We start from the raw sequence: 16,836 nt of genomic DNA, 5'->3' as shown, positions 1-16,836 counted from the left end.
GGGCGCAGGATGATGTCGTGCAAGTTCACGGCGCTGCCTCGCCAACCAGTATTGGCGTGCAGTTTGAGTCAAACGCTAGGAAATGTCCAGAATCGAGGGTAAGTCCTGCTACGGCGTGTCAATCTGCGGAAGAACGGTTTCGTCGTGATCGACAGCTAGATGCAGCTTGCTTTTGAGCCCCCTTTGTGACCCCATGGCCTGGTTGCCTCCATGCGCGCTGGCGGCATCAGGGTGAACCTTCGTGTGCGTGGCATCGATCACCAGACACTCGACACCGAAATTAGGACTCAGTCGATATGCACGCCATGCTCGGCATAGCGGTCCCTGACCTCCAGCACCTGTGGTAGAACCTCACGGAAGGCGCCGACCAGGGTCGGATCGAAGTGTCGTCCCGCCTCCTGCTCAATGAGTGCGACCGCCTTCTCGACCGCCCAGGCCGGTTTGTAGGGCCGTTCGGTCGTGAGTGCATCGAAGACGTCGGCGATCGCGACGATGCGCGCCGAGATCGGGATGTCCTCACCCGCCAGCCCATACGGATAACCCGCCCCGTCCCATTTCTCGTGGTGCGCGAGCGCGATCTCGCGCGAGAGGCGCAGGAGTTCCGATGGATGATCGCTGATGATCTCGGCGCCGAAGGCCGGATGCCGGCGCATCGTCTCCCATTCATCGGGATCGAGTTTACCGGGTTTGCGCAAGATATGATCCGGAATCCCGATCTTGCCGATGTCATGCATGGGAGCGGCGTTCAGGAGCAGTTCCGCCCAGTCGTCGCTGACACGGATGGCCTCGGCGATGAGCCTGGAATAACGGCTCATACGAATCACATGGAGTCCGGTTTCGTTGTCCTTGAATTCGGCGGCGCGTCCCAGACGGCGGATGACGGCGAGACGGGTCTCGTTGAGTTCGCTGGTACGCTCGGCGACGATCTTCTCCAGTTCGCGGCGCTGATCATAGAGTGCCAGCTGAGTGCGCACGCGCGCCCGAACGATGGGTGGGCTGATGGGCTTGGTGATGTAGTCGACGGCTCCCAGTTCGAACCCGCGCTGCTCGTCGCTCACCTCCGCCTTGGCGGTGATGAAGATGACTGGGATGCGTGCGGTGACCGGGTTGGCCTTGAGCCGCCGGCAGACCTCATAACCATCCATCTCGGGCATCATGATGTCGAGCAGGACGATGTCCGGCTTGGGCTCGCCCGCCGCGATCCGCAGCGCCGTCTCGCCGCTCGCGGCGACCTTGATCTTGTAGTCGCCACGCAGGGCGCCGCTCAAGACATCGATGTTCTCGGGCGTATCGTCGACGACCAAGACGATTGGCTTCTCTGTCATAGCGGACGCTCCTCGACAATGGGTGGATACGGACCGGCCTTCATGTTCGCGCGCTGGATGTCTCCGACGATCGCACCCGCCGCAGGTTCGCGAGCAGTTCCAGGGCCTGATCGAAACGATAGGTCTCGACAGCCTTGGCGAGCCGCCTGAACGCGGCCTGCGATGCGCCGTCGGCGAGCCGCTCCTGGAGTATCGCCAGGGTCTCGACAGCGTCGCCGTCGTCATCCTCCATCAAGGACTGCAAGGCGTCGAGCAGCGTTTCGATCTCGGCATGATCGGCACTCGACACCGACGTCGTCACCGTCGTCGACTCCAGGGTCTCCAAATCCCCGAGAGCCGTGACCAAGGGCGTGAGTTCCGCGTCCAGACTCACGAGCCGGGTGTCGATCTGCTCGGCCGGCACGCCGTCACGGCAGCCGGCCTCCAGGGTCGCCGCCGCCCGTTCCAGGCCGCTCGCCCCGAGATTGCCGGCCAGACTCTTGAGCGTATGCGCCAGACGGGTCGCCGTCTCAGCATCGCCAAGGCGCCGCGCCTCGCGAAACCGCGCCATGAAATCGGCCTGGTTCTCACGGAAGCGTGTGAGCAGACGGCGGTAGAGTGCGCAATCCCCCTGAGTCGTGGCAAGACCGCGGACGAGATCGATACCGGGCAGGTCCGGCAGTGCGACATCCGGGGCGGCGCCCTCGCCCCGAACCCTGTCGACGACCTCGGCGAGTGGCTCACTGGGACGAATCCAGTGGGCCATGGTCGTGAGCATGTCAGTCACTCGGATGGGTTTGGCGATATGGTCGTTCATGCCCGCTTTCAGCACCTTCTCGCGGTCGCCGACCATGGCGTTGGCGGTCATGGCGATGACTGGCAGATCCTGCCAACGCGCCTGACGGCGGATCTCGCGCGTGGCCGCATAGCCGTCCATCACCGGCATCTGACAGTCCATGAGCACGCCATCGAACTGTTCGCGATCGAGTCGTTTCAAGGCTTCCAGCCCATCGTTAGCGATCTCGACGCGCAAGCCGTGGTTCGAGAGCAGCTCGAGTGCCAGTTCCTGATTGATCGCGTTGTCCTCGACCAGCAGGATCTTCGCGCCCCGCAACCGTCGCGCGGCCTCCCGTGCCTCGCCATCGCGCTCGGCGGCCCGAGTCTCGACCACGACCTGCCGGCCCAGCGCAACCATGATGGTATCGAGCAGTGTCGAGGGCGTCACGGGCTTGGTCAGACAGCGGCTCACCCCGATACCCTCGACCGCTTCGCGCAGATCCTCGCGACCATGGGCCGTGATCATGATCACCGTCGGCGCCGGCGCAATCGACGCATCGCCTTGCATGGCGCGCACCGTCTCGACCCCGTCCAGGCCCGGCATCTTCCAGTCCATCACGACCAGTTCGAAGGGTTCGCCCGCCACGATCGACTCACGCAGACGGGACAGCGCCGCTTCGCCTCGGTCGGCCTGCACGACCCGAAAACCGAAACTGCCGAGTATCTGGGAGAGGATGTCGCGCGAACTGGCGTTGTCGTCGACCACCAGCACCCGGAGTCCGTCCAGATCCACAGCGGCCAGCCGGCTCGACACGGCGTCCTGGCCGCGCGGTTTGGCCAGACGCAGGGTGAAATGGAAGCAGCTACCCACACCTGGGGTGCTCTCGACCCAGATCTCCCCGCCCATCGATTCGACGAGCCGTTTGGAGATGGTCAGCCCCAGGCCAGTCCCGCCATAGCGCCGTGTCGTCGAACTGTCGGCTTGCGAGAAGGACTGAAAGAGCCGTCCCCGCTGCTCCTCGGTCAGACCGATACCCGTATCGCTCACGGCGAAATGGAGCAGGACGTGCTGCTCGTCCTCCTCGCGAACATGCACCCTGACCACGACCTCGCCGCCCTCTTCGGTGAACTTGACGGCATTGTTGCCCAGGTTGACCAGGATCTGTCCCACGCGCGTGGGATCGCCGATCAAGGCCGTCGGCAGACCGGGTTGGAGATCGAACAGCAGTTCCAGCCCCTTGTCCTCGGCCCGTAGTCCAAGCAGGTTGGCGAGATCGTCCAGCACGTCTTCCAGCCGGAACTCGACGGCCTCGATGTCGAGCTTGCCGGCCTCGATCTTGGAGAAGTTAAGGATGTCGTTGATGAGGCCGAGCAGGGACTCGGCGGCGCGATTGGCCTTCTCGACATAGTTGCGTTGCTGGTGTGTCAGGTCGGTCTGCAACGCCAGATAGGACATGCCGATGATGGCATTCATGGGCGTGCGGATCTCGTGCGACATATTGGCCAGGAAGTCGGACTTGGCGCGGGTCGCCTGCTCCGCGCTGTCGCGGGCCTGCGCCAGTGCGTCGAACAACTGGACCAGTGACTGATTGATGCGACGCGACAGGAGACGGGCGAGCAAGAGCACGCCCAGCATCAGCGCCACGGCGATCGTCGACGACCGCTGGATCGTATCCCATGTCCAGGGTGAGAAATCGGCCGCCGGCGCGACCGTGGCGACGAGAAACACTCGATCGTCGAGTTCGATGCGGTGCAGTGAACCGATCCAGTCGCCCGCTTCGTCGGACCAGGCGAGACTCTGTGCCGTCTCGCGGTGCTCGAGCAGCTTGGCCAACTGCACCAGTCCAAGCTCGGCCGGCGTCTTGAGCAGCGCTGTCGTCAGCATCGTCCCGTCGCTGAAGCGCGGATGCCTGGGCAGGCCGAGCAAGCGTCCATCCTCGCTCAGCAGGGCCAGATATCCCTGCTTTGCGTAGCGGATGGAGCCTGTGAACAGTGAAAGATCCTTCAGCAGGATGTCCATGGCCAGAACGCGGTTCTTTCCATCGGCGTCGACCCAGCGCAGTGCCGCCGTGATCCCAGGTTCTCGCGTGGTGCGAAACAGATAGGGCTCCGTCCAGAAGACGGCTCCAGGCGCGACCGTCATCGCACCCTCGAACCAGGCCGTGGAGCCTGGATCATAATCGTCAGCGGCCAGATGCTCGGACCTGGGCGCGGAGAAATCGAACCCGGACTCCCACTCCAGCCAGCGCGACCGATGCGAGAGTTCGGTGTTCCGAGGGGTGATACGGTTCGTCCAGCCCGTCGCCGTTTGCAGCAGCATGATCTCGCGGCCATCCGCGCCGGCATAGTGGAGACTGCTGATCTGCCGCCGATGCAGAAGCATCGGGGCATAGCGGCGATCGAAGGCGACGGCGTCCTCGAATCCCAAACCCGTGGCGATGAGCTGATCACGAGTGATCGACAGGATGCTCTCGATGGCGCCGAGATGATTGTGCAATCCGAGTTCCGCCGTCCGGGCGGCCTCGGATTGCTGGGCCGCGACCGTGAAGTCCACCAGCGGCTCGACTTCGAACCAATACAGGACCGCGGCGAAGATCAGGATGGTGATCAACACCACCCCAGGAAACGACCAGTTGATCAGGCTCAGCCAGCGCCGAAATCGACCCGAGAGGATCGAGGTATCGCTGTGGGCTACATCGACGATCGACGCCTTCACGGATGGAGTCGCTGAGCGCGATCGCATCGTTTCCGGCCCTCAAGCACTGGACATGATGACGAAATCCTTGCCGGATCGCCGGTCCGCGTGCAGGGGCGTATCGGTCACGATCATCACCATGCCCGGATGCATGCGCTCTTTCATGGCGTGCTGGAAACTGTCATCGGACTTCAGACGCGACACGATGGCCTGCGAGGTGACATCGGCGCCGGCCACGGACCCGCCCGAGTGCTCGTGATGACTGATGGCCTGCCAGGCCAACCCCTTCGATCCTGCATGGGCGCCTTTGAGGATCAGGACGTGCGAACCCACAGGCGTCGACGAACCCTGGATGCTGAGTCGCCCCTCGGCCACGACACGACCGTCTTCGAGCAGGTCGATCTTGCGGTCCGCCGTGGAGGCCACCACGGTCATGATGGGATAGGCCTGCCCTTCCTCCCAATCGGCTGGATGGGGTTTGTCGCCCAGGCTCGCCACGACGTGCTCGAATTCGTCCTCGGCATAGGCCCCGAGCACCATGCCGGGATGGGTCAGCTCCCAGGGATCGGAATGGGTGCCGGCGATGATCACGGGCGTTCCGACGTGCGTGACTGTCCACAGCTTCGCGGAGAAGGTCATCGGCAAGCGCACGCAGCCGTGTGAGGCTGGATAGCCGGGCAGCTTGCCGGCGTGTAGCGCGACTCCGTCCCAGGTCAGCCGGTTCATGTTCGGCATGGGGGCATTGTTGTAGGTCGACGAGTGATGATCCTTGTCCTTTTGCAGCACCGTGAAGACTCCGGTCGGGGTCTCATGGCCCGGTTTGCCGGTCGAGCAGGTCGACACGGCGATCCGAATGCCATTGCGATAAACATGCACCCGTTGCTCCGGGAGCGAGACCACCACGGCCACGGGGCCATGGGGTGAGCGATCCGGATGCCAGGTGAATTCGCCGGGTTTGAGTTCACCGATCTCCTTGATGAACTCGTTGGCCGTCACCTTGGGGATGAAGGCCATGGGGGCCAGTCCAATGGCGGCCAGTCTCAGGAGGGCGGTTCTACGATCGATCGGCTGCAAGGGGGGTCTCCTCGATTTTGTGTTTTTGTCCAAAGTCCAGGATACGCAGGGCGTACCCTGAATCGGGCGTCACGCCATCAGCGATCCTTCAGTTCCGAGATACGCAGGCGGTACTCATCGGCTACGCAGCCACGCAAATCATCGGACTTCCAGCAGTCATTGCGGCCCTTGACCCAGCCGCGCTGTTCGGTCTTGAGCGATTTCTGCGCGTTGGCCGAGGAATTCTTGAGCAGCGTGGCATACAGCTCGGCCAGGCTACGATCGAGTCTGGCCAGCTCGGCGTCCTTGCAGATGAGCTGCTCGACCTCACTCGACGCCTTGGCGCAATCAAAGCTGGGCGAGGCCGCCCAAGTCTGGGCACTCGTCAGACAAAGGACAGCGGCCACTGAGGCAAGGACACGACGGCGTTCGATGGTCATATGGATAGGCTCTCCAACTCGTGGTTATCTTGCTCATCGTCGAAAAAGTCGATCTGCACAACGTGGCCCTGCGGAATGTCCAGCCCGTAATCGGCCCGTTCCATGCGCGCGGACTGGGCCGCTTTCGGCGCGCCGCGCATGATGCTCCGGTTGGCGGCATGGCGGTTGCTGCGTTCGGTCTCACGCGCGTCCCCGACGCATCAGCCGCGCAGACGTGCCTGCGCGGCGCCGAGCATCATCAGACTCAGCAGGATGAGTCCCCACTCCGACAGCGTGGGAATTGAGTTCGGATTGGTCGGTGCATTGCTGACGAAACGCACCGCCGACACCTGATTGCCCTGCACGTTGGTGAGCACGCACTGCGGACTGTTGCCGGCAAAGGCACAGGCACCGCTCCAGCCGCCGACGCGATAGTCCGGGCCGGGTACGGCCGTGCAGGTGCTGGCGCCGCCGGCGCTGACGCTGGCGGGGGTGCAGCTGACCGTGCCCTGCCCTTCACTGACGCTCGCCGTGACGCTGTAGGTGGTCAGCGACAGGAGCGCAAAGCTGACGGTGGAGGTCTGGTCGGCCTGGATGTTGGTCAGGCGGCAGATGGGGTTCTGACCGGCGAGCAGGCAGGCGCCGTCCCAGTAAGCGACCTGATAGCCAGCGTCGGGCAAGGCGGTGCAGGTGCTGTCGCTGCCGGGCGCAACCGTCTCGGGCGTGCAGCTGACGCGGCCGTGGCCGCCGTCGACGCGGGCGCTGACATGGAAGGTATTCGCCGTTCGGGCCGCGAAGCTGACCGTGGCGTCCTGGTTCTTCTGGATCTTGGGCAGATAGCATTGGGTGGCGCTGCCGGCGCTGGCGCAGTCCCCGCCCCAGGCGGCCACCTGGTAGCCGGCATCCGGGGTGGCGGTGCAGGTGCTGGACGCGCCCTTGGCCACCGTGGTCGGTACGCAGTCGACTGTGCCGTTGCCGCCGGTGACCGTGGCGCTGACCTGATAGCTGCCGGGCAGCACATGCAGGAAGCTGACGGTGGCGACCTGGTCGGCGCGGATGGGGCTGAGCTGACATTGGCTCTGGCTGCCGGCGAAGGCGCAGTCGCCGCCCCAGGCCTGGACCCGGTAGCCGGGATCGGGCACGGCGGTGCAGGTGCTGGATCCACCGTCGAGGACGCTCGGCGGGGTGCAGCTGACCGCGCCATGGCCGCTGGTGACTGTGGCGGTGATGCTGTAGTGAGCAGGTGGCAGCGGCGCGAAGCGCACAGTTGAAGACTGATCGCGCTGGATGTTGCCGAGGAAGCAGTCGACGTTGGTGCCGGTGGCGGCGCAGTCGCCGCTCCAACTCGCGACCTGATAGCCGGTGTCGGGGGTGGCGGTGCAGTGGGCACTATCGCCTTGCACGACCGTGGTGGGGGCGCAGCTGACCGTGCCGTTGCCGCCGTCGACCGTGGCGCTGACGCTGTAGCTGGGCAGCGCTTGGGCAACGAAGGCGACGGTGGCGTTCTGGTTGGCCTGGATGTTGGTCAGGCTGCACAGGGTGCTCGTGCCGGTGCCGGCGCAGGCGCCGCCCCAACTTTGGATTTCCCAGCCGGCGTCGGGCACGGCCGTGCAGCTGCTGCTATCACCGGCGGTGACGGGGCTGGGGGTGCAGCTGACCTGACCGTTGCCGGCGCTGACGGTGGCGCTGACGCTGTAGCTCGTCGGCGGCAGCGGCGCGAAGCTGACGGTGGCGGTTTTGTCGGCCTTGATCTTGGTCAGGTAGCACTGGGTCTGGGTGCCCCAGCCGGCGCAGTCCCCGCCCCAGTTGGCGACCTGGTAGCCGGCCTCGGGCGTGGCGGTGCAGGTACTGGCGCCGCCGGCAGCGACGGTGGTGGGCTGACAGTCGACCGTGCCATGGCCGAGGACGACCTTGGCGCTGACATGGTATTGGTTCAGCGGAATGGGCGCGAAGCGGACCGTGGAGACCTGGTCGGCCTGCACGTTGCTCAGGGCGCAGTCGATGTTGGTGCCGGCGCTGGCGCAAGCGCCGCTCCAGCTGGCGACCTGGTAGCCAGGATCCGGCGTGGCGGTGCAGCTGCCGCTGTCGCCTTGCGGGACGGTCGGGGGCGCACAGTTCACAAGGCCATTGCCGCCATCGACGCTGGCGCTGAGGCTGTAGGTCGGCAGCGGTAGCTGGGTGAAGCTGACGGCGGAGACCTGGTCGGCCTGGATGTTGGTGAGATCGCATTGGTCCGTGTTGCCGGCCGCCGTGCAGGCGCCGCTCCAGCTGTCGATCTGCCAGCCGGCGTCGGGCACGGCGGTGCAGCTACTCGCACCGCCGGCGCTGACGCTGGTGGGCGTGCAGCTGACGTGCCCATTGCCGGCGCTCACCGTGGCGCTGACGCTGTAGGTGGCCGGCGGGATGGGCATGAAGCTGACCGTCGAGAGCTGATCGGCGCGGATCTTGGGTAGGTAGCACTGATCCTGACTGCCCCAGGTGGCACAGGCGCCGGTCCAGCTCTGGACTTGATAGCCCGCATCGGGCACCGCGGTGCAGGTGCTGCTCTCGCCCTTGGCGACGGTGGTGGGCGTGCAGCTGACGCTGCCGTTGCCGCCGACGACGCTGGCGCTGACGTGGTAGCTGCCGAGCGGCAGGGCTTTGAAGCTGACCGTGGAGCTCTGGTCGGATGTGATGTTGCTCAGGCGGCACTGGACGTTGCTGCCGGTGCCGGCGCAGTCGCCGGTCCAGGCGTCGACCTGGTCGCCCGGACCAGGCACGGCGGTACATTGGCTCTTGCCGCCGGCCTTGACCAGGCTCGGGGTGCAGGTGACGCTGCCGGGGACGCTACCGCCGACCGTGGCGCTGACGCTGAAGGTGCTCGGCGGCTTGGCAACGAAGTCGACGGTGGATCTCTTGTCGGACTGAATGTTGGTCAGGGTGCACTGGGCCTGGCTGCCCGCAGCCACGCAGTCGCCGCTCCAGCTTTGAACCAGGAAGCCGGTGGCAGGCGTCGCGGCGCAGGTGCTGTCGCCGCCGGGGCTGACGCTGCTTGGGGTGCAGATGACGATGCCGCTGCCGGTGCCGACCTGGGCGGTGACGCTATAGGTGGGGGGGGTGATCCAGTTCCTCAGGTCGAACCCGACGGGGGAGCCCAGGTTGCCGCGAGTGTCGGCGTTGACCGCGTAGCGGCCCTCGGTGCCATTGGCCGAGACCGGCTGGCTCGCGCTGCCGCCCCCGATCGTGGTGGTCAGGGGAGTCGTCGCTAGGCTGGCGCCGCTGCCGGGGGCGGTGAAGATCACCTGCCCGCCGTCCACCGGCTCGGCGAAGGCGCTGCTCACCGTCGCCACCAGCGGAGCGGCAAAGGCCGTGTTGATCCGCGTGCCCTGCCCGCTGCCGCCGGTGGCGCTCAGGACAAAGCCGCGCGACTCGAAGGCGCCGATGTCGCAGTTGCCCACGCGGGCCACGCCGCGCTGATCCGTGGCGGGGCAGGCGGGATCACCGGCATTGATGGCCGGGGAGTTGGGCAACAGGGCCATCGTCTGCGTGGCGCCGCCGTAGTCGCCGAGGGGGGACATCAGAGACGTCTGTCCGATGATGTCGGTAGGCTGGGGCCTCAGAGGATCATCAAGTAGAGGGTAGAACGTACCGATCATGTTATAGCCCTGGGAGGTGTGGACGTCATTTTGGCCCCGATTGCCCATGAGGTCCGCACCCGAAGGAGTGAACGTGGAGGAGTTGTCGATCACGATCGTGTTCTTGAGGGTGAGCGTGCCGTATAGACCGCCTCCCGCACTGTTTGCAAAATTCAGGCGGACAGTGCTGTTGGTGATAAAAAACGGACTATCTTGACTCCACACCCCGCCACCAAAACGATCCGCTCGGTTGCCGGCAATAGTTGAGTTATCGACATCGGCTCTATTGAGGTTGAAAATCCCCCCACCAATATAGGCGGTATTGCCAGAGATCGTGCTGTTGCGAATCTCCATCTGGCCGGAGGAATAGATTCCGGCACCATTTTCGGCTTGATTGCCGCTAATCGTGCTGCCTTCGATGGTCAGCGTCCCTGCGTTCAGGATGGCGCCGCCGTTCGAATTGCCGACCGGGGCTTTCGCATTCTGCACAGTCAGGTTACGGATAGTCACCACCGTGTTGGGGCGCACATCGATGGGGCGCGTCGCCTCTAAGCCGCCGCCATCCAGCGCGAAGCCGGCGCCGTCCAGCACCAGCGCCACGCCCGAATTGGCGTTGTTGATGGATGTGGTCGCTCCGCTCAGGGAAATGTTCTTGGTCAGCGTGATGGTGTAGGGGGTGACGGTGGCCGTCCTGAAATTGAAGCAGGCGATGGCATTCTTGAGCTCTTCGTGGGTGGAAACCGACGCGCTGTCGACGCAAGTCAGGTTCGTCAAGTTGAAGGGAACGGGTCCGCCCAGGTTGCCGCGCATGTCGGCGTTGACGGTGTAGCTGCCCCCCACACCGTTGGCCGTCACCGGCTGGCTGGCGGAGTTGCTGCTGATCGTCGCGGCAAGTGGGGTCGTCGCCAGGCTGGCGCCACTGCCGGGCGCGGTGAAGGTCACCTGGCCGCCCCCCACCGGTTCGTTGAAGGCGCTGGTCACCCTCACCACCAGCGGGTTGGCAAAGACTTCGTTGAGCGGCGTACCCTGCGGGCTGCCGGCGCTGTAGGCCAGGCTGAAACCGCGCGACTCGAAGGCGCCGATGTCGGCGGTGGCACCCTGGGGCCGGGCGATGCCGCGCTGGTCGGCGGTCAGGGTCGTGCTGCCGGCGTCGATGGCCGGGCTGCCCGGTAGCAGCGCGGCGGTCTGAGTCGGGCCGCCGTTGTTCGCCAGCCGGCCCAGCACCGGGTCCACCCCCACGATGTTGCCGTTGGCGCCGTTCACAAAGCCGCAATCCTTCTGCACCTCCACCAGGTTATGGCCGCCGTCAGTGACGGTGCCGCCGTTGACGGTCTCACAATCTCTCCCGGGGCCGCCGCTGGTACTGGTATTGGCCAGAATCGAATTCTGGATGATGGCCACGGCGCCGCTGCCATCCACCTGCAACGCGCCAGAATTACCCGTATAGTTGCCGGTCATCGTCACACTGTCGAGGGTAAGCTGCCCCTTATTGAGGATGCCCCCGCCCGCTGCATTGTTGCTATTGCCGGAGATGGTGCTATTGCGGACGGTCAAGTTGCCGCCGCTTTCGTTACCAATGCCACCACCAAAAATTTCGGTCTGATTGTTGCTGATGGTGCTGTCGATAATTGTCAGGGTGCCGCTATTCCGAATCCCACCGCCGACTTCAGCGATGGCGGTGATGCGACCGCGGGTAACGGTTAGTTGGCGCATCGTCACGTTAGTGCTCGCGGCGATGTCAAATGGCCGTACCCCGGCTATGTCTTGCCCATTCACCGCAAAGCCGCCGCCTTCGATGGTCAGGCTCACGCCGCTGGTGGCGTTGTCGATGGCCGTCGTGCTAGCGGTCAGGTTGATGTTCTGGGTGAGGGTGATGGTGTAGGCGCCGGCTGCGGTCGTCCCGTTGTAGCAGGAGATGGCCGCATTGAGCTCGGCTTCGGTGGCAACATCGACCGGGAAAGTACAGGCCGCCGCCGCGGGGCTTACGAGAGCGGCCTGGGCCAACATCAGCACCAGCGCCGCGACAAGGAATCGCACGACGGCGGTCTTGATCGAGGTGGGCGAAAACCGCTGGGTGGCGCGGCAGATCGATGTATTCATCTGCATTTTCCTGTCAGTAAAGTCTGGCTCTGGCGTTGAAGACTTGCCCATCGACGCAATCCGCGGCCCGCGCGAGTCCGGGGAGCAGCCGCAACGCGGCGCCGCATGCCAGCCAATTTCGAGTTCTGGGGACCATGGGTTCATTCATCAGCAAATGAAATCGTTGCCTTGTCACGTTTGGCGACGGCATTCGGAAACTCTGCGACCGTACATCTCGAACGGTGTCAGCGGCAATGCCGTCCGGGTCATTCAGTTCGGCCAACCAAACAATTTGTTCGGCTGACCAACATTTTTTCCCGCTGAGTCTTGGGGGACGGCGAGCTGTGGCCAGACCTCGTCCGTGAATGCCATCCCGTCGGGTGCAAGCCGCCACAACCGCAACAGGTCCGCTTCGATCCGGGCGGCCCGCGCGGACGGAGCCGGTCCGTTGGCGAGCAGGCTCAAGGGACGCAGGTCGAAGGTGCGCGCCCGCCCGTCGCTGGTGCCGGCCGCGAGCCGTTGGCCGTCGCCGCTGAAGGCCAGCGAGACGACCTGGCCGGCGGCGAGGTCGACGCTGGCCAGCGGCAGCGCCGCGTCGGCACCGCCGGTGATGTCCCAGAACCGCAGCCGCCCGTCCTCGGAGCCGGTGACGAGCAGGCGCCCGTCCGGGGTGATGCCCAATGCACGGGTCAGGCCACCGCCGGCCTCCAGGGTCGCGGCGGGCGTGCGGCTGGCTGGCGCCCAAATCCGCACCCGGCCATCCTGGCTGGCCGCGGCCAACAGACCATGAGTGGGATCCCAGGCCAAGTCCAGCACCCGTCCGCCGCCTGTCTCCAGCCGCATCAGTTGCGCCCGGCTCGCCGTCTCCCAGATCCGGATGCTGCCGTCTTCGGCGCCGGCGGCGAGCAGGGTGCCATCGCCGTTGAAGGCCAGCGCCAGAAGGCGTCCGCGGCGGTCCGACAACTGTGTCACGAGCTTCACGCCCTCGGCGCCGCCGGTCAGATCCCAAAGCAGGATGCCGCTATCCTCGCCACCGGCGGCGAGCAGGGTTTCGTCCGGACTCAAGGCCAGCGACCAGCGCTCGACGGCGGATCGGGCTGCCAGCGGCGAGGCGCCGTCGGTCTCCGGCCGGCCGGTGATCCGCGCGGCAAGTCCACTGCCGCCGCCTGTCTGGGGGAGCCCGAGGGCGCCGAGCCGCGCCAGCTCGCGTCCGTCCGCCGGATCCCACAGCCGCACGCTGCCGTCGGTGCCGGCGCTCGCGAGCAGGGTGCCGGCGCGGTTTGCGACCAGCGCGGAGACGACCCCCTGGTGTCCGGTCAGCCGCCGCGTCTCGCCCGGCCCGTCCGCCATCCCGACCACCAGCCGGCCGTCGGCGCCGGCGCTGGCGAGCCGGCCGCCGGTCTCATCGAGCGCCACCGCCCAGGTCCAGCCGTCGTGGCGCCAGGGAGCGGGCGTCGGATCGCCCTGCCCTGCCGTGACCGACGGCATCTCCCAGAGCCGCACACTGCCGTCCGCCGTGCCACTCACCAGGACACGGCCATCGGCGCTCAGGGCCAGCGCATAGGCGCGCCCCGAGTCATCGCCGAGTTGGGCGAGCCGCCGCCCGCTGGCCAGATCCCAGACGACGATACCGCCGTCGTGGCGCCCACCGATCAGCCGAGCGCCGTCGGCGGTGAAGAGCAGCGAGGCGAGCTTGTCGCCGGACCCGGCGAGGCGTGCGCGCTCGGTGCCGCTGTCGGCATCGAGCAGCCGCACATAGCCGTCTTCCATCGCGGCGGCCAACCGCCGACCGTCATCGCTGATGGCCAGGGCCTTGATCCGCCCGCCGATGGACGGTAGCGCCGGGCGCGGCGCGGCATCGGCCGTCTCCGCGCCGCCAGTCAGGTCGACCAGCCCCAGCAATTGGTCCTTGAGTCCCAAGGCCAGCCACCGCCCGCCACGGTCCATGGCGACGGCCTCCACGTCGCCCACATCGGGCGCCAGGGTGTGGGTGGCGCCGTCGGCCAGATCCAGGGCGCGGGCGCTGCCGCGGCCGGTGGCGACGACCAGCCGGGTGTCGGCGTCGGTGAAGGTCAGGGCCGCGACCCGACCGAGACCTTCCAGCGTGGTCTGCACGACGGCCTGGTCGGCCCCCGCGGACAGATCCCAGACCCGTACCTGACCGTCGCTGTCGCCGATGGCCAGACGTCGGCCATCGGCGGCAAAACCGAGGGCCTCGATGGGGGCATCACCGGCCGGCAACTGCGCCAGCTCCCGACCGGTGGCGGCATCCCACAGCCACAGGCGGCCGTCACCGTCGCCGCTGGCGATCAGGGCGCCGTCCGGGCTCGTCGCCACCGCCATTACCCGCTCGCCGTGGCCATCGGTCGGCAGGAGTCGTCGGGGAGCATCGGCGCCGGACAGGCCCCAGAGCCTCAGCCCGTGCAGTGTGGTGGCGGCGAGGCGCTCACCGCGCGCATCGAAGCCGACGTCCAGCACGCGCCCGCCCGCTGTCTCCAGCGTGACCGGCTCGGGCAGCTCCGCGCCCAGATCCCAGAGGCGCAGGCGGCCGTCCATGTCGCCGGTAGCGAGGCGCTCGCCGCTGGGGTCGAAGGCCAACGCCAGGAGCTTGGGTCCAGGCGCGCCGAACAGTGCGGTGGCGCTCTGGCCGTCCAGTCCATCGGGCAGTGCCCAGAGGTGCACCCGGCCGTCGTCGGCGCCGGCCGCGAGCCAGCGTCCGTCCGGGCTGACGGTGATCGCGCGCGCGGACCCGCGGCCGATGTCGAGCGTGGCGCGGGCGGTCGGCGCACCGTCGGCCTCCAGCGTCCAGACACGCACGCCGCCGCGGTCGGTTCCGGCGGCCAGCAGCCGCCCGTCGGGGGCGAAGGCGAGGGATTGCACCCAGCCGGCCTCGGGCATCAGCGCCGTGGTCGCGGTGCCGGTCGTTGGGTTCCAGAGTGCGACCACGCCGTCCTTGCCGCCGCTGGCGAGCCGGTCGCCGTCGGGGCTGAAGACCAGGGAGCGCACCGGGCCGTTGTGCGCTAGCCACTGCCGCAGGGGCTGCGGCGCGGTGCCGTCCGCCGCCAGCGTCCAGAGTTGGATGCGACCGTCGGCACTGCCGGCGGCAAGCCGGGTGCCGGTGTGGTCCAGGGCCAGGGCATCGACGCGACCGCCGTCCATCTTCAGGACCGCGCGTTGCTCGCCGCTGGCCGGATCCCACAGCCGCACCCGACCGTCGCTGCCGGCGGTGGCGAGCCAGGTGCCGTCCGTGGACCAGACCAGGGCCGGCACCGAGCCGCCGAGCCAGGCCGACGGCGAGCGCCAGCGCAGGGCGAAGGCGGCGGTGGGCTGTTTGGTGAGGAAGGCGCCGAGGTTCGCGGGTGCGAAGCCGGCGTCATCGGGCGGAGGCAGCGTCTGGGCGGCCAGCGCATGCAGCAGGGCGTGCTGCATCCCGCGGCTGTCGCCGCTCGCGCTGGCTTGGCCGAGCAGGGCCAGGGCCTTTTGCTGATGAGCCAGCGCCAAGGGCGAGACCTGTGCGCCGTCCGCTGCCGCAGTTGCAGGCAGCCAGGCGCAGATCAGTAACAAGGTTAGTAAGGGTGCCCGTGACAGGCCGCGGTGGACTGTATTCATCTATCGTAATCGGGAAGCGTCAGGTGTTGGTGGTACTGCATTCGTAGCGTCGGCATCTGCTGTCGACGGGCGCAACCTGGGCCGGTCGCCTCAACCTCACGATGTCTTTGCAAGAGTGATGGAAATTTCCGCCATGCCCTGTTAATTTGCACATAACCAGTGTACGCAGAGCCAGTGCCATGAACATCACCCTTTCGATCGACGAGAAGACGCTGTCGGCGGCGCGCAAGGTCGCCGCCGCACGCGGCCAGAGCCTCAATCAACTGATTCGTGACGAGCTTTCGCGCCTGACGGGCGTGGAGCACCGCCGTGCGGATTGGCAGGAGCTCGAGTCGCTGAGCGGGACGGGTCATTCCAGTGGCTGGCACTTCGATCGCGATGAGCTCCATGAAAGAACGTAGCTTTTTGGACACCAATGTTCTGATCTACACCGACGATGCGGATGCACCGGCCAAGCAGGCAACCAGCCTGTCGCTGCTGCGCGCTGGATGGCAAACCGGAAACGGCGTGCTGTCTACGCAGGTACTACAGGAGTACTTCGCGGCGGTCACCCGCAAGCTGGGCGTCGATGCCGCGATCGCGCGTCGCAAGGTCGAGCTCTTCGGCCGCTTGGAGATCCTGAGCATCGGCCACGAGGACGTCCTGCGTGCGATCGACCTCCATCGCTTGCACGGCTTTTCGATTTGGGATGCCTTGATCGTCACCATGGCGCTCAAGGCCCAGTGCCGGGTGCTGTATACCGAAGACATGCAGGACGGGCGCGTCATCGATGGTCTACGCATTGCCAATCCGTTCAAGCCCGAGAGCGGGTAGAAACCCATCATTCCGGGATGAACGAGCGTGTCCTACGACTTCGGGTCGCCGCCCGTCAATCGATGATCATCTCCAGCCGGTAGTTGGCGATCTCGTCGCGGCGCGCGGCGCTGCGCATCAGATAGACACGGATCTTGTAGTCCCCGCTCGCGGGCAGGGCGCCCTCGAACTGGTTGCCGGAGCTGGAACCGACGAATAGGGCCTCGTTCTCCTTGCCGGGGGCGATGATGTTGAAATAGTTGGCGCCGTTGTCGGTGGCCAGGCTGACATTCATCGACTGGCCCTTGCGGGCGCCGAGCAGGTAGTCGATGGTCATGTCGCCCTGGATTCGGCCCTCGATGGTGGCGCTGTTGGCGCCCTTGTGGAATTGCACGCGCTCGGTATAGATGTCGCCGGCCAATGCGGCGCCAGCGGCCAAAACGGCGAGGACGAGCGGGAAGAACAAGCGAGTCATGGCGAGATCTCCAGAATTT

Annotated in this window: 10 protein-coding genes and 1 pseudogene; 2 read left to right on the top strand and 9 right to left on the bottom strand. The window is 66.3% G+C overall.

Going from position 1 to position 16,836, the window contains the following annotated elements; genetic code table 11:
• Nucleotides 1-147: 147 nt before the first annotated feature.
• The 8 genes and pseudogenes from G3480_RS27655 to G3480_RS13610 all read right to left on the bottom strand — a co-directional run.
• Nucleotides 148-270: pseudogene (locus G3480_RS27655) on the bottom strand (IS5/IS1182 family transposase); the annotation flags it as partial.
• A gap of 17 nt (nt 271-287) precedes the next feature.
• Nucleotides 288-1,325, bottom strand: a complete 1,038-nt coding sequence (locus G3480_RS13640; RefSeq protein WP_164654442.1) for a response regulator — start codon at nt 1,323-1,325, stop codon at nt 288-290.
• Nucleotides 1,326-1,365: 40 nt separating this feature from the next.
• Nucleotides 1,366-4,797: a hybrid sensor histidine kinase/response regulator gene (locus G3480_RS28370; RefSeq protein WP_338114136.1), complete on the bottom strand. Its 3,432-nt coding sequence runs from the start codon at nt 4,795-4,797 to the stop codon at nt 1,366-1,368.
• Between the two features lie 39 nt (nt 4,798-4,836).
• Nucleotides 4,837-5,850 (bottom strand): L,D-transpeptidase, encoded by a 1,014-nt coding sequence (locus G3480_RS13630; protein ID WP_206171707.1) that lies wholly within the window; start codon nt 5,848-5,850, stop codon nt 4,837-4,839.
• A gap of 77 nt (nt 5,851-5,927) precedes the next feature.
• Nucleotides 5,928-6,269: a lysozyme inhibitor LprI family protein gene (locus G3480_RS13625; protein ID WP_164654440.1), complete on the bottom strand. Its 342-nt coding sequence runs from the start codon at nt 6,267-6,269 to the stop codon at nt 5,928-5,930.
• Nucleotides 6,266-6,409: a hypothetical protein gene (locus tag G3480_RS13620; RefSeq protein ID WP_164654439.1), complete on the bottom strand. Its 144-nt coding sequence runs from the start codon at nt 6,407-6,409 to the stop codon at nt 6,266-6,268. Before G3480_RS13620 ends, G3480_RS13625 begins: the two co-directional genes overlap by 4 nt.
• Nucleotides 6,410-6,469: 60 nt before the next feature.
• On the bottom strand, nt 6,470-11,962 hold the full coding sequence (locus G3480_RS13615; RefSeq protein WP_164654438.1) for an IPTL-CTERM sorting domain-containing protein: 5,493 nt from the start codon (nt 11,960-11,962) through the stop codon (nt 6,470-6,472).
• 249 nt (nt 11,963-12,211) lie between these two features.
• Nucleotides 12,212-15,550 carry a WD40 repeat domain-containing protein gene (locus G3480_RS13610; RefSeq protein WP_164654437.1) on the bottom strand — a complete coding sequence of 1,113 codons (3,339 nt, stop codon included), beginning with the start codon at nt 15,548-15,550 and terminating at the stop codon, nt 12,212-12,214.
• 179 nt (nt 15,551-15,729) lie between these two features.
• Here G3480_RS13610 and G3480_RS13605 point away from each other — a divergent pair, with 179 nt between their 5' ends.
• Together G3480_RS13605 and G3480_RS13600 are read left to right on the top strand one after the other, a co-directional pair.
• Nucleotides 15,730-15,951, top strand: coding sequence for a MerR family transcriptional regulator (locus G3480_RS13605; protein WP_164654436.1), 222 nt, complete (start codon nt 15,730-15,732; stop codon nt 15,949-15,951).
• Nucleotides 15,938-16,363 (top strand): PIN domain-containing protein, encoded by a 426-nt coding sequence (locus G3480_RS13600; protein WP_164654435.1) that lies wholly within the window; start codon nt 15,938-15,940, stop codon nt 16,361-16,363. The genes G3480_RS13605 and G3480_RS13600 overlap by 14 nt, the downstream gene beginning before the upstream one ends.
• A 55-nt stretch (nt 16,364-16,418) precedes the next feature.
• On the opposite strand, the gene G3480_RS13595 is transcribed toward G3480_RS13600, so the two are convergent.
• Nucleotides 16,419-16,817, bottom strand: a complete 399-nt coding sequence (locus G3480_RS13595; RefSeq protein WP_164654434.1) for a DNA breaking-rejoining protein — start codon at nt 16,815-16,817, stop codon at nt 16,419-16,421.
• Nucleotides 16,818-16,836: the final 19 nt, after the last annotated feature.

The organism is Thiorhodococcus mannitoliphagus, assembly GCF_010915725.1.
GTDB lineage: Bacteria > Pseudomonadota > Gammaproteobacteria > Chromatiales > Chromatiaceae > Thiorhodococcus > Thiorhodococcus mannitoliphagus.
The sequence above is the reverse complement of the archived record's forward strand: the minus strand, read 5'-3'. Positions and strand labels throughout refer to the sequence as shown.